At 55.8% G+C, this 23346-nt stretch carries 25 protein-coding genes and 2 pseudogenes; 21 read left to right on the forward strand and 6 right to left on the reverse strand.

Annotation, left to right across the window (positions count from 1 at the left end; genetic code table 11):
• Positions 1-11 precede the first annotated feature (11 nt).
• The 11 genes from AC27IT_RS00305 (at position 12) to AC27IT_RS00355 (ending at position 8421) form a co-directional block, all read left to right on the forward strand.
• On the forward strand, positions 12-812 hold the full coding sequence (locus tag AC27IT_RS00305; RefSeq protein ID WP_487091412.1) for an HpcH/HpaI aldolase family protein: 801 nt from the start codon (positions 12-14) through the stop codon (positions 810-812).
• The gene (locus AC27IT_RS00310; protein ID WP_487091414.1) at positions 809-2014 is read left to right on the forward strand and encodes a type III PLP-dependent enzyme; all 1206 of its coding nucleotides are present in this window, start codon (positions 809-811) and stop codon (positions 2012-2014) included. The genes AC27IT_RS00305 and AC27IT_RS00310 overlap by 4 nt, the downstream gene beginning before the upstream one ends.
• A gap of 14 nt (positions 2015-2028) precedes the next feature.
• Positions 2029-2829, forward strand: a complete 801-nt coding sequence (locus AC27IT_RS00315; RefSeq protein WP_327944680.1) for a ParB N-terminal domain-containing protein — start codon at positions 2029-2031, stop codon at positions 2827-2829.
• Between the two features lie 297 nt (positions 2830-3126).
• On the forward strand, positions 3127-4044 hold the full coding sequence (locus tag AC27IT_RS00320; RefSeq protein WP_327944681.1) for an ABC transporter substrate-binding protein: 918 nt from the start codon (positions 3127-3129) through the stop codon (positions 4042-4044).
• 279 nt (positions 4045-4323) lie between these two features.
• Complete coding sequence (locus AC27IT_RS00325) at positions 4324-5532, forward strand: MFS transporter (protein WP_026557178.1); 1209 nt, start codon at positions 4324-4326, stop codon at positions 5530-5532.
• A gap of 132 nt (positions 5533-5664) precedes the next feature.
• On the forward strand, positions 5665-6198 hold the full coding sequence (locus AC27IT_RS00330; RefSeq protein WP_327944682.1) for a transporter: 534 nt from the start codon (positions 5665-5667) through the stop codon (positions 6196-6198).
• Between the two features lie 223 nt (positions 6199-6421).
• Entirely contained in the window at positions 6422-6673 is a 252-nt protein-coding gene (locus AC27IT_RS00335; RefSeq protein ID WP_197186585.1) for a hypothetical protein, read from the forward strand.
• Positions 6674-6769: 96 nt separating this feature from the next.
• The gene (locus tag AC27IT_RS00340; protein WP_235694714.1) at positions 6770-7114 is read left to right on the forward strand and encodes a hypothetical protein; all 345 of its coding nucleotides are present in this window, start codon (positions 6770-6772) and stop codon (positions 7112-7114) included.
• A 347-nt stretch (positions 7115-7461) separates the two neighbouring features.
• A complete protein-coding gene (locus AC27IT_RS00345; protein ID WP_327944683.1) occupies positions 7462-7611 on the forward strand; it encodes a hypothetical protein in 150 nt (49 codons plus the stop codon).
• On the forward strand, positions 7596-8225 hold the full coding sequence (locus AC27IT_RS00350) for a DUF6138 family protein (RefSeq protein ID WP_327944684.1): 630 nt from the start codon (positions 7596-7598) through the stop codon (positions 8223-8225). Before AC27IT_RS00345 ends, AC27IT_RS00350 begins: the two co-directional genes overlap by 16 nt.
• Complete coding sequence (locus AC27IT_RS00355; protein WP_307723487.1) at positions 8152-8421, forward strand: DUF6138 family protein; 270 nt, start codon at positions 8152-8154, stop codon at positions 8419-8421. Before AC27IT_RS00350 ends, AC27IT_RS00355 begins: the two co-directional genes overlap by 74 nt.
• Here AC27IT_RS00355 and AC27IT_RS00360 read toward each other — a convergent pair.
• Positions 8312-8854 (reverse strand): helix-turn-helix domain-containing protein, encoded by a 543-nt coding sequence (locus tag AC27IT_RS00360; protein WP_165328997.1) that lies wholly within the window; start codon positions 8852-8854, stop codon positions 8312-8314. The two genes, AC27IT_RS00355 and AC27IT_RS00360, sit on opposite strands and share 110 nt — an antisense overlap.
• A 121-nt stretch (positions 8855-8975) precedes the next feature.
• Between AC27IT_RS00360 and AC27IT_RS00365 the strand changes: the two genes are divergently transcribed.
• The 3 genes from AC27IT_RS00365 to AC27IT_RS00375 all read left to right on the forward strand — a co-directional run bounded on the left by AC27IT_RS00365 (position 8976) and on the right by AC27IT_RS00375 (position 12171).
• Positions 8976-10445 carry a protein adenylyltransferase SelO gene (locus tag AC27IT_RS00365; protein WP_283857773.1) on the forward strand — a complete coding sequence of 490 codons (1470 nt, stop codon included), beginning with the start codon at positions 8976-8978 and terminating at the stop codon, positions 10443-10445.
• A gap of 178 nt (positions 10446-10623) precedes the next feature.
• The gene (locus AC27IT_RS00370; protein ID WP_327944685.1) at positions 10624-11157 is read left to right on the forward strand and encodes an SMI1/KNR4 family protein; all 534 of its coding nucleotides are present in this window, start codon (positions 10624-10626) and stop codon (positions 11155-11157) included.
• A 93-nt stretch (positions 11158-11250) separates the two neighbouring features.
• A complete protein-coding gene (locus tag AC27IT_RS00375; protein WP_327944686.1) occupies positions 11251-12171 on the forward strand; it encodes a leucine-rich repeat domain-containing protein in 921 nt (306 codons plus the stop codon).
• Between the two features lie 183 nt (positions 12172-12354).
• On the opposite strand, the gene AC27IT_RS00380 is transcribed toward AC27IT_RS00375, so the two are convergent.
• The gene (locus tag AC27IT_RS00380) at positions 12355-13389 is read right to left on the reverse strand and encodes a YkvI family membrane protein (protein ID WP_327944687.1); all 1035 of its coding nucleotides are present in this window, start codon (positions 13387-13389) and stop codon (positions 12355-12357) included.
• Between the two features lie 86 nt (positions 13390-13475).
• On the opposite strand from AC27IT_RS00380, the pseudogene AC27IT_RS00385 reads away from it, so the two are divergent.
• A pseudogene (locus AC27IT_RS00385) lies at positions 13476-13544 on the forward strand (hypothetical protein); the annotation flags it as partial.
• A 31-nt stretch (positions 13545-13575) separates the two neighbouring features.
• Positions 13576-14052 (forward strand): annotated as a pseudogene (locus AC27IT_RS00390) (SDR family NAD(P)-dependent oxidoreductase); the annotation flags it as partial.
• Here the strand turns inward: AC27IT_RS00390 and AC27IT_RS00395 are convergent.
• Positions 14018-14779, reverse strand: coding sequence for a hypothetical protein (locus AC27IT_RS00395; RefSeq protein WP_310670257.1), 762 nt, complete (start codon positions 14777-14779; stop codon positions 14018-14020). The pseudogene AC27IT_RS00390 and the gene AC27IT_RS00395 overlap by 35 nt on opposite strands.
• Before the next feature lie 602 nt (positions 14780-15381).
• Positions 15382-16779, reverse strand: coding sequence for a hypothetical protein (locus tag AC27IT_RS00400; RefSeq protein WP_327944688.1), 1398 nt, complete (start codon positions 16777-16779; stop codon positions 15382-15384).
• A gap of 223 nt (positions 16780-17002) precedes the next feature.
• Here AC27IT_RS00400 and AC27IT_RS00405 point away from each other — a divergent pair, with 223 nt between their 5' ends.
• Both AC27IT_RS00405 and AC27IT_RS00410 read left to right on the forward strand, forming a co-directional pair.
• Entirely contained in the window at positions 17003-18304 is a 1302-nt protein-coding gene (locus tag AC27IT_RS00405) for an AAA family ATPase (RefSeq protein WP_197186589.1), read from the forward strand.
• A 12-nt stretch (positions 18305-18316) separates the two neighbouring features.
• Positions 18317-20074: a VWA domain-containing protein gene (locus tag AC27IT_RS00410; protein ID WP_327944689.1), complete on the forward strand. Its 1758-nt coding sequence runs from the start codon at positions 18317-18319 to the stop codon at positions 20072-20074.
• A gap of 90 nt (positions 20075-20164) precedes the next feature.
• Here the strand turns inward: AC27IT_RS00410 and AC27IT_RS00415 are convergent, their stop codons facing one another.
• Positions 20165-20299, reverse strand: coding sequence for a hypothetical protein (locus AC27IT_RS00415; RefSeq protein ID WP_007780858.1), 135 nt, complete (start codon positions 20297-20299; stop codon positions 20165-20167).
• A 129-nt stretch (positions 20300-20428) separates the two neighbouring features.
• On the opposite strand from AC27IT_RS00415, the gene AC27IT_RS00420 reads away from it, so the two are divergent.
• On the forward strand, positions 20429-21520 hold the full coding sequence (locus AC27IT_RS00420) for a tetratricopeptide repeat protein (RefSeq protein ID WP_487091422.1): 1092 nt from the start codon (positions 20429-20431) through the stop codon (positions 21518-21520).
• A 37-nt stretch (positions 21521-21557) separates the two neighbouring features.
• On the opposite strand, the gene AC27IT_RS00425 is transcribed toward AC27IT_RS00420, so the two are convergent.
• Positions 21558-22436 carry a 5'-3' exonuclease gene (locus AC27IT_RS00425; protein WP_007786619.1) on the reverse strand — a complete coding sequence of 293 codons (879 nt, stop codon included), beginning with the start codon at positions 22434-22436 and terminating at the stop codon, positions 21558-21560.
• Positions 22437-22686: 250 nt separating this feature from the next.
• Between AC27IT_RS00425 and AC27IT_RS00430 the strand changes: the two genes are divergently transcribed.
• Both AC27IT_RS00430 and AC27IT_RS00435 read left to right on the forward strand, forming a co-directional pair.
• A complete protein-coding gene (locus tag AC27IT_RS00430) occupies positions 22687-22887 on the forward strand; it encodes an alpha/beta-type small acid-soluble spore protein (protein WP_005836264.1) in 201 nt (66 codons plus the stop codon).
• A gap of 189 nt (positions 22888-23076) precedes the next feature.
• Positions 23077-23334, forward strand: a complete 258-nt coding sequence (locus tag AC27IT_RS00435; protein WP_007786621.1) for a hypothetical protein — start codon at positions 23077-23079, stop codon at positions 23332-23334.
• The last annotated feature ends 12 nt before the right edge of the window (positions 23335-23346 follow it).

The raw sequence follows: 23346 nt of genomic DNA on the forward strand, positions 1-23346 counted from the left end.
GAAGAGAGGCATTGCTGAAGGAAAATACACTGAAACGCAAGCTGCGCGAAGGCAAAACCGTGTACGGGCTGTTTTGCTCGATACCAGCGCCGGTCGTCGTCGAGATGATCGGCTGCGCCGAATACGATTTCGTCATCATTGACACCGAGCACGTCCTCGTCAATCCGGAGACGTTGGAAAACATGATCCGGGCCGCGGAAGCTGCGCAAATTACCCCGTTGGTGCGCGTGGCGGATGCGTTGCCCGGCACGATTTTGCGGGCATTGGACAGCGGCGCGCAAGGAATCGTCGTGCCGCATGTCGAGAGCAGAGAGCAGGCCGAGCAAATCGTCCGCAGCAGCCGCTACTATCCGCTCGGTACGCGGAGCCTGAACAGCGGACGGCCTGGCGCGTTTGGCAAAAACGACCTCGTTCTTTATTTGGAGCGGGCCAATGCGGAAATCATGGTCGTCCCGATGATCGAGAGCAGGGCAGGCGTCGAGCGGATCACGGACATTTTGGATGTGCCAGGCATTGACATGGTGCTGGAAGGAGCGGCGGATCTGTCCCAATCGTACGGCAGGCCGTGGGACACGCGCGGCGAGCTGGTCAAAACCGCGCTGCAATCCGTGCAGGCAGCCGCTGTCAGCCGTGGCGTGCCGTACTGCGCCATTCCGCGCGCAGCAGAGGACATGGACGAATGGTTCGAAAAAGGCGTTCGCGCCTACGTGCTGGGCGATGAGCGGGGCATCGCGTTTCGGGCGCTGCGCCATCAGCTCGGCACGATGCGCGACAAAGAGCAGCAACGCAAGGAAAAGGGAGAGAGGCTATGAGTCGAGTCATCGAGTATATCAAGCGGACACAACAGAGCAGCGCCAAGCCTTTTTGCGCCTATCTCTACGATCTGGATCACCTGAGAAGCCATGTCGCGTCGAGGGCAGAATCGCTGCCAGCCGTATGCCAGCTTTTTTACGCGATCAAGGCCAACTCCGAGCCGCAAATTTTGCGCGCGCTCCTGCCTTACGTGCGCGGCTTCGAAGTCGCTTCGCTCGGCGAGGTTGACAAAGTGCGGGCGGTATCTGCGGACGTTCCGATTTTGTTTGGCGGCCCGGGCAAGACAAATGAAGAGATCGAGGGAGCCATTCGGCAGCGCGTCAGCCTGATTCACGTCGAGAGTCTCAACGAATTGCGGCGCGTGGACGTTTTGGCGCGAAAACACGGGGTGACGGTCCCGATTTTGCTGCGGGTGAACTTGCGCGGGCCGTTTCCTTCCGCGACGCTTGCCATGGCGGGGCGGCCGACGCAGTTCGGAATCGACGAGTCGCTCGTACCGGAGGCGATCCGCCTCGCGCTTGCGCTGGAGGGCGTGAAGCTGCAAGGCTTCCATTTCCACTCGCTGTCCAACAATCTGGATGCGGGCAAGCACGTCGAGCTTGTCGCGTACTATTTGCAGATCGTAGCCAAGTGGCAGGCGCTGTTTGACCTGGACATTTCGTACCTGAACGCCGGGGGCGGGATCGGGGTCAACTACGCGGATTTGCAGCAGCAGTTTGACTGGCCGGCCTTTGTGCAGGGCTTGTCCGCGCTATTGGACAGCGCTGCGCTTCCGGTCCGGCACGTCTTGTTCGAATGCGGCCGTTACTTGACCGCCGCTTCCGGCTACTATGCGGCAGAAGTGCTGGATATCAAGCAAAATCACGGGAAAACATACGCCATCATCCGCGGCGGGACCCATCAGTTCCGCCTCCCGTCCTCGTGGCAGCACAGCCATCCGTTTACGGTCATTCCGACGGAAAAATGGGAGTACCCGTACGAGCGCACGCGGCATGAAAATGGCCCGCTTACCGTAGTCGGCCAGCTTTGCACGCCAAAAGACGTGCTGGCGAGCGACGTGTTTGTACCGTCGCTGCGGGTAGGCGACATCATCTGCTTCCAGTATGCAGGAGCGTACGGGTGGGCGATTTCCCACCACGATTTTCTCAGCCATCCGCACCCTAACCACATTTATGTGGAGCAAGCCGGCATTCTAGCTTGAGGAGGAATAAAAGAGTGAACCATGTTTTGTCTTCCATCCAGGTCGTTGACAGCGATCAGGTCTGCCTGCACGAAGACCATGAGCCAAACCGATTGGACGACACGTGCCAGTCGATCTCGCAGCAAGGGATGCTGCTTCACCCGCCGATAGCCAGGCGCATGCAGGACGGCAGATACCTGATTTTGGACGGAGCACACCGCACGGCCGCCTTGCAAAAAATCGGCTGCCGCCGGATTCCTGTGCAAGTCGTAACAGATGCCGATTACCAGTTGGAGGCATGGGCACATCTGGTTCCGTTCGGGCCATGGCTGAATGGGCTGCTCCAGCATGACGCCTTTTTATGGAAGGAAGAGCAGCTGGGGGAGCAAGCGCACATCGCTACAATCGTCTATGCAGACGGCAGCAAAAACTATGTATCGGCAAGCGAGGACGGCGCAGGCAGCACGCATAGACTGCGGCTGTGGCAACAAATTGTCCAATCGTACAGCAGCAGCTATCCCGTCCGCCGGATTCCACACGGGATGAACGTGCTGCCCGAAGCAGACATGGTTTGCCTGCGCTATCGCCCCTATACGATGGAAGAAATCGAAACAATCGTAACCCAAGGACACGTCATGCCAGCGGGCGTCACCCGGTTTTTGATAAGCGGAAGGCTGCTGAACCTGAAAATTCCGCTCTCGCTGTTGCTTGACCCGCGCTTTGACGAGCAGGAGTGGGAGGCATACAGGCAGCATTGGGCAAGCTCGTTGCGCTTGTACGCCGAGACGGTTTATTTGAACGAAAAAGAATTTATGAAAGTGCCGCAGCAGATTTAGGTTCGACATCGCCTCTGGATGAAACGACTGTGCCAGCAGGGCGGGCGCAAGCAAAGTCCAGAGGCATCAACAATCGCAAGCCAAGTCCCAAAGACACCAGCCAATCGAGCTGGTGTTTTTTTTGCTGAGGGCATCCCTGTGCGCAACAAAATCCGTTTTTGTATCGTGTTCCTCCCGATTTGACTGTCCGGGCCGCAGGCGAGTGTGAGAAAGTAGTTCGTGATCGGGGTTTTCGCCTCGCGCAGCGAACCAGCGAACCGCGAACCAAAAGTACATCATAAGGAGGGCAAAAGAGAGATGAAGAAACTGGCGAGGGCCTTGGCCGCAGTGGGTTGCCTGGCTTTGCTCTTGGCAGGCTGCGGTAGTCCGCAAGCAAGCGGGGGAGAGAGCGCATCCGCGCGCAAAGAGATCGTGAACCCGAACGGGGATGTCATAAGCATTCCGGTGAAGCCGAAGCGAATCGCCGACCTTTCCGGCTCGACGGAGGAACTGCTTTTGCTGGGGATAGAGCCAATCGCATCCGGCAACGTCGATTACGGCAACCGCAAACAGTTTTCTCCGACCATCGCGGATCGATTGGACAAAGATGTCGTCAATCTCGGCTGGTACGGAGAGCCGATCAGTCTGGAAGCCGTTATGGCCGTGGAGCCGGACTTGATTTTATTGGGGGCGCTGTTTAACGAAGATTCGTACGAGCAACTGTCCAAAATCGCTCCGACTGTCCAGGTTCCGCATCCTTATTATGAGTGGCGCAATCGTTTGAACTTTTTGGCAGACCTGTTCGGAGAGCAGGAGAAAAAAGACCAGTGGCTGGGCGAGTACGCAAAAAAGGCGGAGGAATGGAAGCAGAAGCTCGCGCCCGTCGTCAAGGAAGAAACGTTCGCGATCCTCGAGACGTATCCGCAAAGCCTGGCCGAACTGCTCTACGACGATTTCGGGCTAAAGCGGGCGACAGGTATCCCCAAGCCCGAGCATTGGGGCGGAATGGAACTCAGCCTGGAAGCGCTGTCTTCCTTGAACCCGGATCACTTGCTGCTGATGGAAAGCAGCGAGCACAAAATGAGCGACAGCAACGTCTGGAAAGGGCTCAAAGCGGTGCAAAACGGCCATGTCTACAAGATCAGCCAGGTCGATAACTACAACTATTCCTTCACCGCGATCGGGCGGATGCAGCTTTTGGACAAGCTGGGCAACCAGATTTTGCAGCGCCAGTAATGGCTGGGGGGCAGTAAAAAGCGTACTGCCTGATTTCCGGGCAGGACAGTCAGGGCGAACGACCGCCGTTTCAGCAGCGAAACAGCGCGATAGCACGCGCCGGGAAGTTGCGTACCGTCCGGCGGTCCAGATGAATCGCCGTTCTCGCCCCAGTCCGTGGAATGGCATTTGCGACAGAAAAATCCGTTTTGCAGTAGTTTCGCTCCGTCTTTAGGTGGTGGCGCCCGGCGATTTTTCCATAAGATGATGACAGCACGTTACGAAAGGAGTAGAGAGAATATGGGACGAGTACGTGTCAGTATTTTTTTCAGCGTTTTCGTCGCAATGGTCGGCTTGATGATTATCGCTCCCGTCATGCCGCCATTGATTCGCGAATTAGGACTGAGTGAGACGCATTCAGGGTTAATCATTTCTCTGGGCTCTGTCGCGATGGCTGTCATGGCGCCAGTGTGGGGGAGATGGAGCGATACAAAAGGGAGAAAGCCGGTTATTTTGATTGGCTTTTTGGGGATGTTCGTCAGCTACGTGTTGTTTACGCTCACGATGTATGCGGGGCTGGCGAACCTCATCGGCGGCGGCCTGCTGGTGACGCTGCTCATCGTGGCGCGCGGGATGGTCGGGATGTTTATTCCTGCCGTTCCATCGTCGGCGCAAGCGTACATGGCGGATGTGACCGATGAAAAAGGCCGGGCGTCGGGGATGGCGCTGATCGGGGCCGCGAATGGCATGGGGCTGGTGATGGGGCCTGCGATCGCCGGGGTGTTTGCGCTCATCGGCTTGATCTGGCCGCTGTACATCGGCGCGCTGCTGCCGCTCATCGCGTTTGCCGTCGTGCTGCTGTTGATTCCGCCGCACAAGCCAATCGTCACGGAAAAAGCCCCCAAGCTGAACCCGTTCCAAAAAGGCTTGCGGCTGTATTTGTTCGCTGGACTGGCTACGATGATGAGCATCGTCACGTTGCAGGTCGTCGGCGGGTTTTACTTCCAGGATCAGTTGTCACTGACGACAACGGAAACGGCCCGGATGCTGTCGTTCGGGATGATGCTGAGCGGGATCGCGATGATCTTCACCCAAGGAGTGCAGATGAAAAATCCGAAATGGCAGCCGCGCTCGCTGATTTTGGTCGGCTCCTTGCTGGTGATTGCCGGAACGTCGCTGTTTTTGTTTGTGATCCATGCCGTCGGTTTTTACATAGCCTTCTTCCTGTTTGGCGTAGGCACCGGGCTGATGATGCCCGGCTTCATGGCTGGCGCGTCCCTTGCTGTCTCGCGTGAGCAGCAGGGGGGAGTAGCCGGACTGGTGGGAGCCGTGCAAGGAGTTTCCGCTGTCATTGCCCCGATTTTGAGCACAAGCTTGTACCAGTTGGAAAAGCATCTGCCTTTTGGCGTCGTCTCTGTAGTCGTGCTGGTGATGGCGATTACGATGCTTGTAACCAAAGCCAAAAGCGCCCCTGCAACAACTGTGCTGGCGACAAAGCATTCGGAGTAGGCAATCGAAGCAAGTCGCAAGGACCCGTTTTCTCACGAACGAGTTGGGGAGCGGGTCCTGTTTTTCAGATGTTGGTCATAATGATTATCGTTCCTACCAATCTGTCCTTTAAGAGAAAGGAGTGCTGCTTTTGTGAGTACGAAGTCGGAGATGTCTGGTCTGTTGAAAATCGCCGGAGAGAAAAAAGGGCTGTTGATCGCTGCCAGCATCTTTTCCGTCCTCTCCAGCCTGCTGCAAATCGCCCCTTTTGTGGCGGTGTACAAAATTGTCGAGGAGCTGCTCAGAAACGCGCAAAGTCCTGCCGGCATCGACCGGGAGCTGGTCGTGTATTGGGGCGTTGTCGCTTTTCTCGCTCTGGTCGGGGCATTGCTCGCGCTGTACGTCGGGCTGATGTGCTCGCACGTCGCGGCGTTCCAGATTTTTTGCCAGCTCCGGGTGCGGCTGGCCGAGCACGTCGCAGCAGGCGATCAACGAGCTGGTCAAAAGCAAAACGGTCATCCTGTCGCGCATCGCCTGAAGACGAGCCAAAACGCGGATAAAATCATCGTGCTGGACCAAGGCCGCCTCGCAGAAGAAGGAACCCACAGCGAGCTTGTCGCCAAAGCCGGACTGTATGCCAATTTGTGGAGCTTGCAGCAGGAAGCGGAGGGCTGGCGGGTGAACTAAAACAGACGATAATCCCGTCCAAGCGGCGGGGTTATTGGCGTTGCCAAGCGTTCCTATGCGCCCCCACGCGCTCTCAAGCGTTCCAAGCAAGAGCAGGGCCGTTTTGCAGCAAGACGAGCAGCTTTTTTTTTCTGAACAGACAAGACAACCAGCGCAGAGGTGAAAACAAGCGTATGAACCAAGCAGCACACTGGTATGCGGTCGAGAATGTAGTAGACAAGCATTGTGCGCTCGCAACCTGAATGCTCTCTATCGGAACGAATCGTTCCAGCAAACCGTCGTTCTCCCGGAGCAGGTCGGCACAGGCTACTGGCAGCGGACGAGCCTGAATGCCATGGTGGACGTGATGATCTGCGACATTGTTTTCCGAGAAGAGTTTGGCATGAAGAGCACGGAGCGGGACGACTGGATGAAAATTTGCTTTGGAGCTCGAACGACACCCATCTGGACCATGGCATCGCACCCGGTGAGGTGATCGCATTCGGGAGGGCAGAGACGAGCAGCACGTGTCGTTTCGCAGCGGAGCGCCACTTTCGTTGTTTGACTGTCAAGCTGGACGTGCCCCAAGCTCGTGCAGGCGTGGCCGATTCCCCGCCTGGAAGCGCAGTGGAGCCGAATGGCAGCGCGCGACAAGCTGTACGACAACCGGAAAATGACGCCGCTCGTCAAGCGTATCCTCCACGAAATCATGCGCTGCCCGTACCGCGCGGAAATCCGCCGTATGTATATGGAAGGGAAAATACTGGAGCTTTTGGCCGTGTATATGGATGAAGTTTTGCTGGAAAAAGGTTCGTTGCCCCGCGATGTAGCTCTCTCGAAAACAGACATCGCCAGCTTGCGGCAAGCCAAGCAAATCGTGGACGCTTGCGCAGCAAGGTGCAAAGAGGGGAGTGAGAGGCAATGTGGCCTTTCCTAAGAGATAATGGCAGGGAGCGCAAATGCTGCTTGTCGCACAAAGAAATAGCGAACGAAATTTGTTTGTTGTGTTAATAACATTCGCTTATTATCCCGCTCCCCGCCTTCGAGTGAGAAAAATCACGGGGGTTATACTTTTTGAAACGGCAGTCCTTACTTGTAAAGGCGAACGTTAAGGAAAAACGCAATCATTTTTGCTAACGTAGGTATTTGGATCTGTTTTTTTGTCATTCCCTGGAAAAATGGTTGGAATCTACTATAATGAAAAACAAACAGGGGAAGCGAATGTATGTTCTTGTTCGTGCGCATTGTTTCGTTCCCCGATCCGTATGGGAGGCTGAAACGACTGTGATGGGTTCTGATCTCGAAACGACTTGCGCGGCCATGAAACGAGCGATTGACAACTGGCTTACAAGCATTAGCGAAAAGGATGCCGATGCGATTGTCGGCCGCACCACGCTGCCGGCATTCATGATTTTGCCATGCTCGAATACGTAAACGACAGAGCGACCGTGGCGATCACGGCGCTGGACGACTGGGACCTCGATTTTGACACGCCGGGAGCCAATCAGAGAAGCGGGCAGCGCAGCGCCGAGCTGTCCGAAGCCTGCGTCCGCGAACAACTCGTGCCACAGCTTGCCGCCTATGTGAAACAAAAGCTGGACAGTCTGTCGTCTCCCGCTCTGCTGGACTACCGCTTTTCGTTTTGGGGCAAGTTCCAGACCGACACGGGCGAACTGAAGCTGCCGATCTTCCATTCTGTCGATCAGGAGAAACGAGCGCGTTTGCTTGCGAACATTTCCGCTTATGTGACCGAGCTGTTCGCGGACTATGCGCGCGAGGCAATGGAACAGTTCGCGTGGTATGCCGATGCGGACGACGAGAAAAACGTCATGCCCGGCAGCTACGCTGTCTTCGGGCTCGGGCTGGCAGACCGCCGCTATTTTTCGCTCGTCGAGGACTACATGGGCAAGATTGACGAAGAACACCAGTCAGCGAAAAATCAGTTCACCGCCGCTTTCGCGAAAAACGCACGGCGTGAATCCAGAGACGCTGCCAACGCTTGTCGCGTGCCTGCTGCACGCAACGGACGCGCTGAAGCTGAAAATTAAGACCGAGCTGGAGGAGACGGCCAATCTCCGCGTGTTGCTCGATTTGCTGCGCGCTCGCGAGCCGTATGAAGCGGAGCACGTCATCTTTATCGTCTGGGGCGGCGTGGAGAAGCTCCAGGCTGCGGCTGCCAAAGCAAAGGGAGAAACGGCAGGACTGCTAGCCGAGCTGGCGGGCTTTGCGATAAGCAATTGTTAAGCAGGTCAAAGGCGTGGCGTTTGCCGTACGGAACCAGCTCGGTAGGCGCGATTTTGCCCAGCCGCGCAAACGATTCTTCCGTCTCGGTGACAATCAGCTCTGGTTTTAGCTGCACGATTTCCGAGAGCGAAAACGGGAAGTTGTGAATCTTGGTCAATGAGGACGCGACTTTTTTCAAGTAGACGTGCTTGCCCAAATAGGCGCTGATCCCGGCCGGAACGACTTTTTTTAATTTGCGCAAAAAATAGGAGACGTCGTGAAAGCCGACCGCTTCGGCAATCGCTTGCACGCGCTCTCCAGCCAGCAGCTTGCGCTTGGCTTCGTCCATGCGCAGACCGTCGATGTAGGCGGAAACAGACTTGCCCGCAACCCGCTCGCTCGGCAAAAGCTTCGCGATACCGCACCAGGCAGGGGCACAGCATCCTTTTTTCAAAATGCAGCGCAGCGTCAGTAACAGACCGTCCAGACAAAATCCCGTGCATGCTTTTGGGTGCTCTTTTGGTAAAATGAACAGAAGGCGACAAATCCGACCAAAAAAGGAGCAATGGGAAACGATGACCCAAGCCATTCCAGAGGCAGGCTGGCATTTTGACAACAGCTATGCGACTCTGCCGGAAACTTTTTTCACGAGACTGAACCCTACCCCTGTACGCTCACCCAAGCTCGTCATTTTCAACCGTCCGCTGGCTGCTGCCCTTGGCTTGCAAGCCGATGCATTAGATGGAGAAGCGGGAGCGGAGGTGTTTGCAGGCAACCGGATACCTCCGGGCGCCAAGCCGATTGCCCAAGCCTACGCCGGGCACCAGTTCGGACAGTTTACCATGCTCGGGGACGGGCGTGCGCTCTTGATGGGCGAACACATTACCCCGCAAGGCGAGCGGTTTGACCTGCAATGGAAAGGCTCGGGCCGCACGCCGTACTCCCGGCGGGGCGATGGACGGGCGGCACTCGGGCCGATGCTGCGCGAATACATCATCAGCGAAGCCATGCACGGGCTGGGCATCCCGACGACCCGCAGCCTGGCGGTGGTGACGACCGGAGAAACCGTCATCCGCGAAGACGATCTGCCCGGCGCGGTACTTATGCGTGTCGCCTCCAGCCATTTGCGCGTGGGCACCTTCCAATACGCGGCCCAATGGGGGAGCGACGAGGAACTGCGGGCGCTCGCCGACTATACGTTACAGAGACATTTTCCGCAAGCTGCTGAGCAGGACAACCGCTATCTGGCGTTGCTGGAGGAAGTGATTCGCCGACAGGCAGAGCTGATCGCCAAATGGCAGCTCGTCGGGTTCGTCCACGGCGTCATGAACACCGACAACATGTCCATTTGCGGCGAAACGATTGACTACGGCCCGTGCGCCTTCATGGACGCGTACGATCCGGCTACCGTCTTTTCCTCCATTGACTACCAGGGACGTTACGCCTACGGCAACCAGCCGCAAATCGCCGTCTGGAACCTGGCGCGCTTTGCCGAAGCCCTGCTGCCGCTCGTGGATGAAAACCAGGCCAAGGCGGTTCAGGTGGCACAGGATGCGCTCTCCCGCTTTGGCGAGCTGTACTACCGGAATTGGCTCGCTGGCATGCGGGCCAAGCTCGGGCTGTTCGGCGAGGAAGCGGACGACGTGGCGCTGATGGAAGAACTGCTCAACTTGCTGCAAAAGCATCGGGCGGACTATACGAACACGTTCCTCGCCCTGACGTTCGATCAGCAAAGGGACGAAGCGTTGTTTGCCGCGCCGGAGTTCGCCGCCTGGCAGGAAAAGTGGCAAGCAAGACAAAAGCGCCATGCTCCCTCCGACGATGCTGTCCGGCAACGGATGAAAGCGAGCAACCCGGCTCTGATCCCGCGCAACCATCGCGTCGAAGCGGCCCTGGAGGCAGCCGTGCAGGAGGGCGACTACAGCGTGCTGGAACGGTTGGTTGCCGCGCTTGTCGATCCTTACGCGCATTCGCCGGAGCAGGCCGAGTACGCCACGCTGCCGCCAGACTCGTGCGGCCCGTATCGGACGTATTGCGGTACGTAATTCACCAGTCGGCCAGGAAGATGCCGGAAGACCTTTGCTGGGGATTGTCCCAAGCAGAGGTTTTTTCTTTTTCCCGCTCCCTGTGCTAAGATAGATTGGTTGAAAAGAGAAAATATTCCAGCGTCCCGGGCGGTATTTTTCCGGGGACGCTGATTCAATTGGGACGGGAGCGGATTGTATGCTGGAACGACTCATGCAGGAAATCATCGAACTGCTGCGGGCAGATATTCCCGGGATGGCAGAGGCGTTTCATCCGCCTGCTTCCCCGCTGGAGCTTCGCCGCGCGGAGGAGGAGCTCGGAATGGGGCTGCCCTCAGAGCTGAAAGAGCTTTACGCGATCCATAACGGCGAAAAAGAAGGCGGGCCGGGACTGTTTTTTGGCCTGCCGTTTCTCTCGCTGGAAGAGTTGTGCAGCGAATGGAGAATCTGGGCCGATTTGGAGGCGGAGTACGCGTTGCTGGGCGATCATTACTCCGTTCCGGTCGACTGGATCAAGGAGCAGTACATCAACCGCCGCTGGCTGCCGATCAGCAAAGACTGGGGCGGCAACCACCTTGGACTCGACCTCGATCCGGACAAACAGGGGAGGGCGGGACAAGTCATCAATTTTGGCCGCGACGAAGAGGTCAAATACGTAGTCGCGCTCAGCCTCACCGACATGCTGCGCTTCATCCGCGACACGGCGAAGGAGAAAAACTACAGCGTCCAATAGGAAGACGACCAGCTTTTCTGGAGCTATGGCCGAAGCGGCACCATCCATTTTCTCGACGCGATCCGCAAGCTAAAGCTGCCTGTTTATCAGCCGATGCGCGTCGATACGGGTGTCCACGATCCGCAAGCGTGGCTCCGTAGTCTGGATGCGGGCTGGCAGGAGCGGATCGAGCGGGGCTGCGGCTCTGCTGACGTATTTTTGCATGCCAAGCAGTTGCGGTTTATTGGCGAAGGCATTACCGATGTGACGCCGCTTCAGCATTGCCGCGAGGTGCGCGAGCTGGTGCTGACCGCAAACGAGATTCGCTCCATCGAAGCGCTCCGCGGCTGCCAGCAGTTGAAACGGCTGTATGTGCCGAAAAATCCGCTCAGCGATCTGCGCCCCTTGCAAGGTCTGGCTTATTTGCAAATGGTGAACGTGTCTGCAACCGCCGTCACGGATTTGGCGCCTCTCGCCAGCCTGACGAGACTGGCGGAGCTGGATATGACGCACACTCCCGTTCGCAGCCTCGCCCCGCTCAAGCAGGCAAAGAGCCTGAAAAGCCTGGCGCTCAGCCGTCCCGATGCAGAGCAGCTTCGCGAGCTGGGCGAGCTGCATTCGTTGTCAGAGCTTGCGATTGTCGGTCTTGGCGACGCGTGCGAGAGCGACTTGGCTGCGCTGGCACAGCTTGTGAATTTGCAGATGTTGCGCCTGGAGGACGTCCGCTTGCCCGATCTGGCGTTTTTGCCAAACAACCGCAAGCTGCGAAGCGTGAAGATGAACAAGACGGCGATTGGCGATATTTCAGCGTTGGCCGAACTGGGCAGTCTGCATACGCTGGAACTGAACGATTGCCCCGAGCTGGGGAACTTGGAAGCGCTTGGAAAATCAGCTTCGCTCGCAAAAATAACGGCCTCCTACCAGCAATTTGCCCGGTTGAAAGACCGTTTTGCGCGAAAAATTGATTTTTCTTCCATGACAGGCGACATGACGGACGAGGAAGAAGAGATTTGGCATGCGTATGTCCGGTCGTAGGGGGGGGCGTGCTTGTGTACGGTGCAGGGAATCGTCAAGGGCTACGAGGAAGACAACTTCTGGCTCGTGCTGGACAATGGCAGCATCGTCGGGAAAAAGTCGAGTCTGCAAGAGGCGTAGAGGACTTCTAGCGCCGTGCCGCAGCTTTGTTTCTGTGGGGCGGATCCCGCGGCCAAGTCCAGGTCACCTCCTCCCTCGCGGCAGCAAAACCGCCGGCACAGATATCCGGCACAGCGTAGACAGCCCCAAATACCCGAACAGCGGATACAAAAACATCAGCAACTGGCTGTAGCCAATCAGGCAAAGGATGAAGGCAGCCGCAAAAAGATACAGGTAGAGCCGGGATTCCGGCTGCTGGAGCAGCTCGCGCAGTTGCTGGCCGATCCCGAACACGTTGGAGATGAGCGTGGTGAAAATCTCGGAGTAGAGGACGAACACGAAAAACAGTTGCAGCCATTCATTCCAGCGATCCGTAATGAACAGGATCGGGATGTCCATGAAGCGCACGTCGTCCCAATTCGCCAGCATCGTCGTATGCACGACGAGCAGCATAAAGCCGAGGACGACGCCTCCGATGACCGCCGCGCGGAACAGGACGACTTTTTCGCGGATGGCGTAGCCGATCGGGATCAGGACAGACTGGGCCATCGCCAGATTGAAGGAGACGTACAAAATCGTTTTCCACAAAAAGGCGTAGTCGGAAGGCTTGGCAAGCGGCAAAGGCGATTCGGCGCTGCCGTCAAGCAAAATGAGCAGGGCAAACAGCAGCATGGACGGGACGACGAGCGCATTGACCAGCAAGAGCTGCTCCAGTCCTCTTCGCAGGATGAGCAGCGCGAGCAAAATCGTGGCGGCCGTTCCGAGCAAATACGGGATGTCGAATTGCTCCTCCAGCACGGATCCCGCTCCGGCGAGCATGACGGTCGTGACACCGAACAAGGTTAAAAAGACAAGCACATTCATGGTGCGGCCAAGCATCGGCCCGAATAGCTTTTGATTGAACGATTCGTAAGAGGGCGTGCGCAGTTGATGGGCCAGCAGCATCATCTTGTAGCCCAGCCAGACGAACAGCGACGTGGCCAGCAGGATGCCGACCGTGCCTGCATGGCCATATGAGGTGAAAAACGCGAGAATTTCCTGGCCGCTCGCGAACCCGGCCCCGACCACTGTTCCTATGTAGGTTGCCGCGACCTGGATACTTTTTCCCCACAGCTTCATACGGTCTGTTCCTTTCCAAATGGGATGCTAGTACAAGTGTATGAGGCTTGGGCCAAAACAGAAGAAAAAAGTGGTTGAAGGACAAAGTGGCCCTTATTACCGGGGCCGACCAGGGAATCGGCAAAGCGATCGCGTTGGCATTCGCCCGCGAAGGCGCCCACGTGGCGATCAACTGCTACAACCAGACTCAGGCGGAAATCGGACGAGGTGGTTGCCCAACTGGCGGGCTGCAGCGGGCAGGTGATGGCAGCGGAAGGCGACGTTACCGACGTGCGCTTTGTGCAGCGCCTGGTCGACGAGACGCTCGCAAAGTTCGGACGTATTGATATTTTGCTGAACAACGCGGGCATTCTTACCCAAAGCCTGATTCACGAAATGACGGTGGAAACATGGGACCGGATGATCGATGTCGATCTGCGGTCCGTGTTCCTGCTGACGAGGCATGTGGTGCCGCACATGATCGAGCAAAAGAGCGGGCGGATCATCAATATCGCTTCGCAAATTGGCCAAAAGGGCGGCGTCAAGCTGAGCTACTACGCGGCGGCCAAGGCGGGCGTCATCGGCTTTACCAAGTCCAGGGCGACGAAGCGTGACAGCAAGGTTTTTTCAAGGCGAAGACAGTACTGGTTTATTCTACCGCTTGTTGCTGACGCCAAGCCTTGACCCATGATTTCACACTTGATTCTGTTTTTTCAAGCTTCTCCACCCTCTTCAACGCCTCCTGAACCTCCGTCTTCAGTTCGCATTCCAGTGCAGCCAACTTTTCCCTGCCTTTGCACGTAATCCAGTCATCGCTGATATGTCCCGTCTGCTCTAAATCCTCATGCAATTGATAAAGGTAGGACAGGTTTACCGGTTTCCCGAAATTGTCGCCAAGGTCTTTACAAGAGTGTGGGGACTTTCCATCCAGCGCGCCACGCAGTAGCAGCCAGTCGTAATAATCCGCGACACCAATGATTTTTTTCTCCTGCTCATTTTCAGGCAAAGGGGAGGGAGGGCATGGCGAGGCGGGAAGCTTTTGGTCCAGATCGTGCAAAAAATGGCGAAGCTGCTTGACTTTGGCGGGTACGGCCTTGATGACTGCTCGCTCGCCGGTGTAAAAATGGATGAGACCTTTCTCCATAACCGTATAGTGCAGGGTCGGCCGCTCTGTAGTAGACCAGGTTGATTCCATGAAGAGAATGTCTTTCTGGGCGAGATTTTTCATAATCCGGTAGACGTAGGTCTGGTTGCTGCTCATAGGGAACACATTCATCGAACTGGTCATGTCATAAATATCTTTGGCCATCCATTTTTTCTGCAACGTAAATGCATGGGCCATCACCAAATGAACCAGTTCGTTCAATGTGATTAAATTGGCGAACGGGCGCATGTGCGAATGTTTGCTCAAACCAACCACCATCCATTTGCAATTAGTTCTAAATCTACAATCAGAAGTTGGTATTCCGAAAAAATAGTGTGCCTCCTCCTTTCTTTCTCTCATCATACCGGAATCTACAGACTATTGCCAAATTTCTTCAAATAGGAGGATTGTATTCGGTTCTCTACGAGCAGTCAAGCTTTTTGGCAGGAAATTTTTACGCCGATCTTTTCCGTTTTTGCAGTTGTCGAGTCGACAAGACAGAGATCATGCGGGCCAAGGTTTCGGATGTTTATCAAGCCGTCACTTTCAGCGCTGTCCGCCAAGACTCTTGAGCAGAAGGGCAACCCGGCCAAGCGATGCCAAACCGCGGCAGCCGAACAGGGGAGAGAGAAACCTCAAAAGCTGCGAATAACCGCCGAGGCAAACACGAACGCCAAAGAGATAGAGGCAGGGGGCAGCAATCGTGAACAACTCCCTGAGCGGCTGGCTAATCCCGAAGACGTTGGAGAGGAGCGTCGTGAACATTTCCGAGTGATGCTAGTACAACTGCATGAACCGTCGGCAAAAACAACAGACGAAAAAGGCGGCGTGCCACGGCCAGCCGCCTTTTTCGCCTTTTTCGTCGTTATTTACAACAGGAACATGGCAACGATGGTCGTCACCAATAGCCCGATGGCGACGGGATACAGGTTGCGCCGCGCCAACTCGAACGGATCGACGCCGCAGATCGCCGCTGCCGGAATCAGCGCCCAAGGAATAATCGTTCCGCCGCCGACCCAGATGGCGGCAATTTGCCCGAGGGCGGTCAAAGTAGCGGCTCCGGCGCCCAGAGCAGTAGCGAAAAGCTGCGCGAGCGAACCGGCCAGCGTGATGCCGGAGAAGCCCGAGCCGTCCAGCCCGGTAATGACGCCGACAGCAGCGACAGTCAAGGCGGCTACTTCTTTGCTGATCGGGATCGTGTGGGCCAGCGCCACGCCCAAGTCGTTGACGATCCCTTGCGAGCCAGCCGGCAGCACCTCGCCGAACACTTTGACAAAGCCGCTGTCGCCCATGTAAAAAAAGGCGGCGATCGGAATGACTGGTCCGAACACTTTGAAGCCGAACTGAAAGCCGGAGATGAGATGGCTCGTCACTTGCTCCAGCCCTTTTTGCTTGTGGGCGAGCATCGTCGCGACAATCAGAATCAACAGAGCCGTTCCGCCGACGAGCGCCGTCGCATCGCCTCCGCGCAAGTCAAAAGCAAACATCGCCACGACATCAAGCGCAAACAGGACGGGAACGAGGGCAGCCAATAAGCGGCGAGTCCTCGCAGGCAGAGGAACGCGCGTTGCGGCAAAGACGGAATCGCCCGCAGGCGTGTCGCTGCCGGACCCCGGGAGATTGCCCAGCTTCATGTCTTTTTTCAAGTACCAGAAGGCGATTACGGTCGTGACCAGCCCCATGACGACGACGAGCGGAACGCTGGCGGAAATGACGTCCTCTACAGGCAGGCCCGCTGCTTTGGCTGTCAAGGTCGGCGCTCCCTGAATGACAAAGTCGCCGGAGAGCGCAATTCCGTGTCCGAACAGGTTCATCGCAATCGCGACGCCCATGGCAGGCAAGCCCGCCCGCAAAGCGACAGGCAGCATGACCGCGCCGATCAGTGCAACCGCAGGCGACGGCCAGAAAAACCAGGAAATGACCATCATCACAATCCCGATCACCCAATAGGCCAACGTGGCGTTGTGAATCAGGTGCGTCATCGGCCGGATCATCGTCTCGTTGACGCCAGTATCTGTAAGCACATGACTCATCGCCACGATAATACAGATGACCAAAATCGTCGGCAACAGCTCGGTGATCGCGTAAATAAAGCTGCCAAAAATTCCGCCAATCGCCGTCGTCACCGATCCGGTCGCGACCAGTCCGAGCAGGGCAATCCCGACAATGCTAATCAGACTGGTGTCCCTGCGCATAACCATCATGAGAATGATGCCAATTACGAACAACACATACACGCCGTGCAACCATGCAAGTTCAATCCCCATACTGTACCTCCTCCCGCTTTTTCCTTTTGCCACACCATATGCGCGAGCAAATCTATGGGTGAACGTGCATGCGGCTGGCGAAACTGGCATTTTTGTCCACAATATGCCACTATTAAATGAGCAGGAGGCATGACAAAAAATCGGGGTCTTGATGACTTGGGTACGAGGCAAGAGAGGGGGAACGGCGCCCTTCGTTTATACGGGAGACAGGCGCCAAACGACGATGAATACGACTACACCAATCCAACGAAAAATGGACCAGGCGATCGAGCTGTTGGAGCGCCGCTTTTTGGAACGGAGCGAACTGATCCGGCTTTTGATGCTCGGGATGATGAGCGGAGAAAATGCGCTGTTGATCGGCCCGCCGGGGACGGCAAAATCGCAGCTCGCCCGCTCGGTGGCGCAACTGTTTGGCGCCGAGCATTGGTTTGAATATTTGCTGACCCGGTTTACGACGCCGGATGAGCTTTTCGGCCCCGTGTCGCTTCAACAGTTGAAGCTCGACAACTACGTGCGAAAAACAGCGGGCTATTTGCCACAGGCGCAATTTGCCTTCCTCGACGAAATTTTCAAGGCGAACAGCGCGATCTTGAATGCGCTGCTGTCCATTTTGAACGAACGCCTTTACTTTAACGGCAGAGAAAAAGAAGAGGTCCCGCTGCAGTTTTTGATTGCGGCGTCCAACGAACTGCCGGATGACGACGAGCAGTTGACCGCTTTATACGACCGCTTCCTGTTCCGCTATGAAGTCCACTACTTGCAACAGGCGGCCAGCTACGAGCGGATGTTCTCGCTGCCGACGAATCCGCTCCCGGTCGTCTTTTCCCTGTACGATATCAAGGACATTCAGGCGGCGGCGAAGCAAGTGACGATCCCGGAGGCATTGATTTACTTTCTCTACCGGATCAAGCAGGACATGGAGGAAAAGGAATACGTGCTGTCCGACCGCCGCTGGAGCAAAATCGCAGGCGTATGGCGGACGTCTGCCGCCCTGCATGGCCGCGAGCAGGTCACGATCTGGGACACGGTTTTTACCCCGCACATGCTCTGGGATGTGCCGGAAGACTTGAACGTCATGCGCGAGTTGTTCGAGCGCCAGTTTACGGAGATGCTCAAGGCAGAGCTGGAAAACGAACTGCCGCTCCAGCGCTTGCAGCAACTCGCTGATAAATGGAAGGAAAAGGAATCGGAGTTGCACGCTTTCCAATTCAAAAAAGAAGTCGGGGCCAAGCTGGGAAAAGAAGCGCTGGAGCGAAACGGGCAACTGCTGGAAGCTTGCCGCACGGAGCTGGAAGAGACGGCGCGCGATTTGCGCAACCGCCTGATGCAGTGGGAAAAGCGCGAGCATGACCTGGGCGCGTACGTGCTTGAGAAAAATCGGTTGATCCACAACGTCGAGAAGTACACGGTCAAATACGCGTACTTGCGGATCGAGGGCGAGCGGATTTTGCAGCAATTGCAAAAAACGTACCGGACCATTTTTGACAAAGAGATCGCGGGGGCAGACTACGACTTTACGTTATAGGGGGGAGTGACGATGATAGTTCGTGCCAGCGGGGTCGAGCGCTATTTGTTTGAAACGTATCTCGCTTCTTCGCGCACGGCCCAGGAATGGGTGCAGGAGGCGCAGTCCCGGGCCGAGTGGTTCAATCACGAGCTGCTCGCCGACTTTTTTCTCGTTTTTTATGTGGAAAAACCCGAGATCGACATGACCCAGGAAGCGACTCCGTTCCATCACTGGATGATTCGCACGCTCATGAAGCAATATTTTACGCGGATGATTCACCCCCGGACGGTCGGCAATGAGAGCGCGGCTTTCAAGACGGCGATCAAGGCGCTGTTGTGGCTCACGGAGACGTTCGCGGAGGAAGTGAAGCAGCGGCAAAAAGATCGCAGCCTTTCCCCGCTTCTCGCAGGCTTGCGGGAACAGCAAGGACAAGAAGGAACGAAAGAAGCGCAGCTCGCCGATTTGCTCACGGAAAAGCAAAAAGCAAAGCTGGAGCTGATCGGCTATACGCTGCAGCAAGGCAAGCGCGTAGTGGAGGACAAGCAGGAAGCCCTCGACACGAAGCCGCTCGTGCGCGCGGAAATCGCCGGGCTGCAAGCGAAAATCGAGCAGCTTCGCGAAGAGATGAGCGTGCAGTTTACGAAGCGGACGAAGCTCATGCAAAAGGTCAAAAAGCTCGAAGAAGAGCTGGCCCAGCGGGAAAAGCAGCTCGACCGACTGCAAAAACAGGAAAAAGAAGCGATAGACGCTTGGGAAAAAGAACTGGGGCAGTGGCTGGAGCAGTCGTTGAAGGGGACGTTGTCCGCCGAGGATGTAGACACGCTGTTTGTAGATGAGGTGTTTGCGGCGAGCCAGCGCTTTGCCAACCGCAGTTGGGGACACGACCTGGGCAAGCTGCGCAGGCAAAGCTTTGAGCAGTATGTGAAGTGGGTGGAAAAATTGAAGCGCCATCCCGATCTGGTGGCGTTTTTGGACGAAGTCGGCCGCCAGGTGCATCGCTTTCGCGTGCGGCGCAAGGAGATTCGCTCCCGCCATTTGCCGGAGGAATACTACGATTTGCGGCAGTCCGGCGATATTGCCCACATGCTGCCGGGCGAGGCCGTGCTGCTCGCCGATCCGGACTACGAACATTACTTCATGCTGAAATGGCTGGAGCAAAAGCTGATGACGTACGATACGTCCGGCTGGGTAGAGGAACCGCCAAAAGGCCCGGTCATTTGCATGCTCGACACTTCGCACTCCATGCGCGGGGCAAAGCTGCGGCTGGCGCAAATTTTCATCATGACGTTTGCGGCGCTGTCCATGCTCGAAAAGCGCGATTTCGTGCTGATCTTGTTCGGGGCAAAAGGAGAGCTAAGAGAGCAGCCTCTGTATCACAAGAAGCCGGACTGGGGGGCGTTTTACGGCCTGGCGCAAATGGCGTTTGGCGGCGGGACGCATTTTGACGCGCCGATGAAGCGAGCGATGGAGCTGGTCGAGACGGAAAAAACGTGGCAAGCTGCCGATCTGGTGATGGTGACCGACGGCGTGGGCGGAATTTCGCCATACGTGCAAGAAAAGCTGGTCGCGCTCGGGCAAAAGAAACAAGTCCGCCTGCACAGTCTGATCGTCGGCTCGGCCCGGCAGCATCTCTTGCAAACGTACGACCTGCTAGGCATCTCCCACCGCGTGCGCTTCGCGACGAGCTGGGAAACGGAAGGGGCGGAAAATACGGGGCTGTTGCTCGACGTATTTGACACCCCGCACCAGCCGCAAGCCGCCAAGCGGGCAAAGCTTGCCGTTCGTTGACAGTTTACACGGCTTCGTTCCCACCCGAAAAAGAATGGGGGCTATCCCGCATCCGTTTTCACGGCTGGGATAGCCCCTTTTTTGGTTCTCCTATGTTCCCCATTCAGGGCCATATTGGATGATGCTTGGCAGCGAGGCGGCAAAATCTGGGGAAAGCAGCGAGAAAATGGCGACAAGTCCGAACAGTACGTTGCATACAAGGAAGCCTTTGGTCAGGTTGCGCATGCTTACACCTCCATATTTACTAGATTTGGAAACTATTTCTATTATACCTCTAAAAGAACAACTTGTAAATTATGTAAAAAGTTGGATAGAGTATAGGGAGCTAACCTTATATGTCAGGAGGACCTGTTGATGAGAAAGGTAACGGAGAGAGAGACACATCTAATCTTACAGCATATCGTCAACAAAATAGAAGAGAACAAGTGGGAGGAAGCGAAAAAGCCATTTGACAATCTGGATGTAGAACAAGTCGCTGCAGAAGACAGAAGCATATACTGGTGGGCGAATGCTCGCTTTCATCATAGAAGTCAGAATTTTGCGGTTGCGGAAAAACAATATCTGCTCAGCATTGCCCTGGCGAAAAAAACGTACGAAGAAAAAGCAAATCCTACCGACTATGTGAGGGGGTTATCCTCCATCGGGCTGTTTTACTCGCAGGTCGGGGAAGCGCACAAAGCCGTTCCTTACTTGATGACGGCCAACCAACTGATCGACAGGCATGAAATCGGCGGGGTGCAAAAGGTGCTTGCCTACTATTCCAAAGGCGTGATGCACGGCGTCCTCGACGAGCACGTGTCCGCGATTGAATGGCTGAAGCGTGCAGAAGAGTTGAATGTTTCGCAAAGATTGCTCTACAACGGAGCAGACATACATATTGTCATGGGGATTTGTTATCACAAGCTGTCCCATTTCGAGGAAGCGGAGCGCAGCTTTTTGAAGGTGCTGGATATTTTGAAAATCATTCCCGACGAACGGCTGGAAGCCGCTCTCGACCACAATCTGGGGATGCTGTACAGAAGAACAGGCCGCTACGAAGAAGCGATTGAACATTTGCAATCCGCTTACGAGCTGCACCAAGAAGCCGGCCGACACCATTCCACGAACAATACAACGATTGAGCTGGCAAAGGCGTACCGACTCAACGGCCAGTTGGAAGAGTCCAAACGGCTCTGTTACAAGGTGATGAATGATGGCCCGGTGGAGGAGCTGTTGGCGGAAGCGCAATACGCTCTTGCCGAGACGCTGTACGTGGACGGGCAGTATGAGGAAGCGCTGGAAAACGCCAAGCTCGCCCTGGAGTTTTTCAAAAAAGCGCCGAACCGGCTTGAATTTGTAAACAAGACGTATGAACTCATGGTGAACATATACGAGATAAAATGTTCTTCCGGAATAGATCGGGGGGTTCCCGACAAGCTCGAAAAAAGCATCCCGTTTCACTTTTGATCGCGAAAAGTGGGACGGGATGCTCGTCTTTGTTTTGCTAGCCAACTCTTGTCGCCAAGCTGCGGCCAAATTCGAGTTCTTCAAACTTGCTGAGCACCATTTCAGAATCGTATTGCCAAGCGGCTTCCTCCATGGAAAACTCGACAGGCACATCGCGAATGATCGTCGCCAGCTTCTGGCTTAAGTACACCTGCTCGCGATGCTCTTCCAGCTTGCTGCGCATTTTCGGCGTGCAGCTCGTCAAGTTGTCGTACAGGTTGTCCAGATTGCCGTGCTCGGTAATCAGCTTGGTCGCCGTCTTTTCCCCGATGCCCGGGCAGCCTGGAATACAGTCTGACGTGTCACCCATGAGCGCTTTGACATCTACGACCTGTTCCGGAGCGATGCCGCGCAGGGCGCGCAGGCTCGCCGGATCGTAATGCTCGTGCTTGCCGCCGTTTTTCAAGATTTTGACGCTGACGTTTTCATCGACCAACTGCAAGCTGTCGTAGTCGCCCGTCGCGATGACGATCTCATGGCCATCTGCGGCGAGGCGCGTGGACAGCGTCCCCAAAACATCGTCGCCTTCGTAACCCGGACAGCCCAGGTTCGGCACGGAAAAGGCAGCGGTGATTTCCTTGACCAGCTCGAACTGCGGAATCAGCTCGTCCGGCGGCGCCGTGCGATTGGATTTGTAGCCGTCAAACCACTGGCTGCGCACGAGCGACTCGCGCGACGCGACGTCCCAGCCGACCATCAGGTGGGTCGGGCGAACCAGCTCGGCGTAGTCCAGCATCATTTTCGTAAAGCCGTAGACCGCATTGGTGTAGACGCCTGTGGACGTTTGCCGATAAGCGCCGCCCCAGGCAGACCCGTAAAAGGCGCGAAATAAAAAGCTCATGCCATCGATGAGCAGTACTTTCCCTGTTTCATTCACAAATGGTGACTCCTCTCAGCTCCAAACTATACGCCTCATTATAGCATAAAGCAGGGGGACAGCTTTGACAGATTTTACATTTGCAAAAGGCGTATGGACTTAGGATCTCGTGGGATGATAGTAGCACAAGAGGTTGAACCACCGCCTCTTGGACCTCAAAATCATCTTCCGGTCTCAGTCGGTGGGAGGCGAAGAAGCAGGCGGTTCAAATCCGTCCCGGGAGAAAAAAACGCGTCAGGAGGAATCAATCATGGCTAACAACAACGGAAGCAGCAACAACCTGGTAGTTCCTCAAGCGAACCAAGCTCTGGATCAACTGAAGTATGAGATTGCATCTGAATTTGGTGTAAATCTCGGCCCAGACACTACTTCCCGCCAAAACGGATCTGTTGGTGGCGAAATCACCAAGCGTCTGGTAAGCTTCGCTGAGCAACAAATGGCTGGCCGCTAAGCACAAGCTTTTGACAAGTAAATAGTTGGATGAAGAAAGGTCCCTTGCACGGGGCCTTTCTTGTTTTGGCTTGCAGCCCTTTCTTTTTGACAGGGTGCAAACACACAAGCACATTCGCGGACTAGTCATATGGTGTAACGAACAGCTCTCTATTTTGGTTGTACACGCGAAAGGAGTGACGTTTCGACGATGAAGAAAAAAGAAGTGAAAAAGCTTCTTCGGGAAAATCCTGAATTCGAAGCGTGGGTCGTGGAAGACTCCATGCGCGTCCGGGCCGTCCGCAGCAATCCCGGCATGGCCGAAGAATTGTTCAAGCGTTGGAATGACCGCAAAAGAGGGCGCCTCGATTTTGACAACATCTCGCAAAAAACAAAACGAGCCAGCGAAATGCTGACAGGCGTGCAGTCGATCATGGACATGATGGCTGATTACACGAAAAAACTGTAGGGCGCGCTGCAA

The sequence above is a fragment of the Brevibacillus sp. YAE8 genome (genome assembly GCF_057543335.1).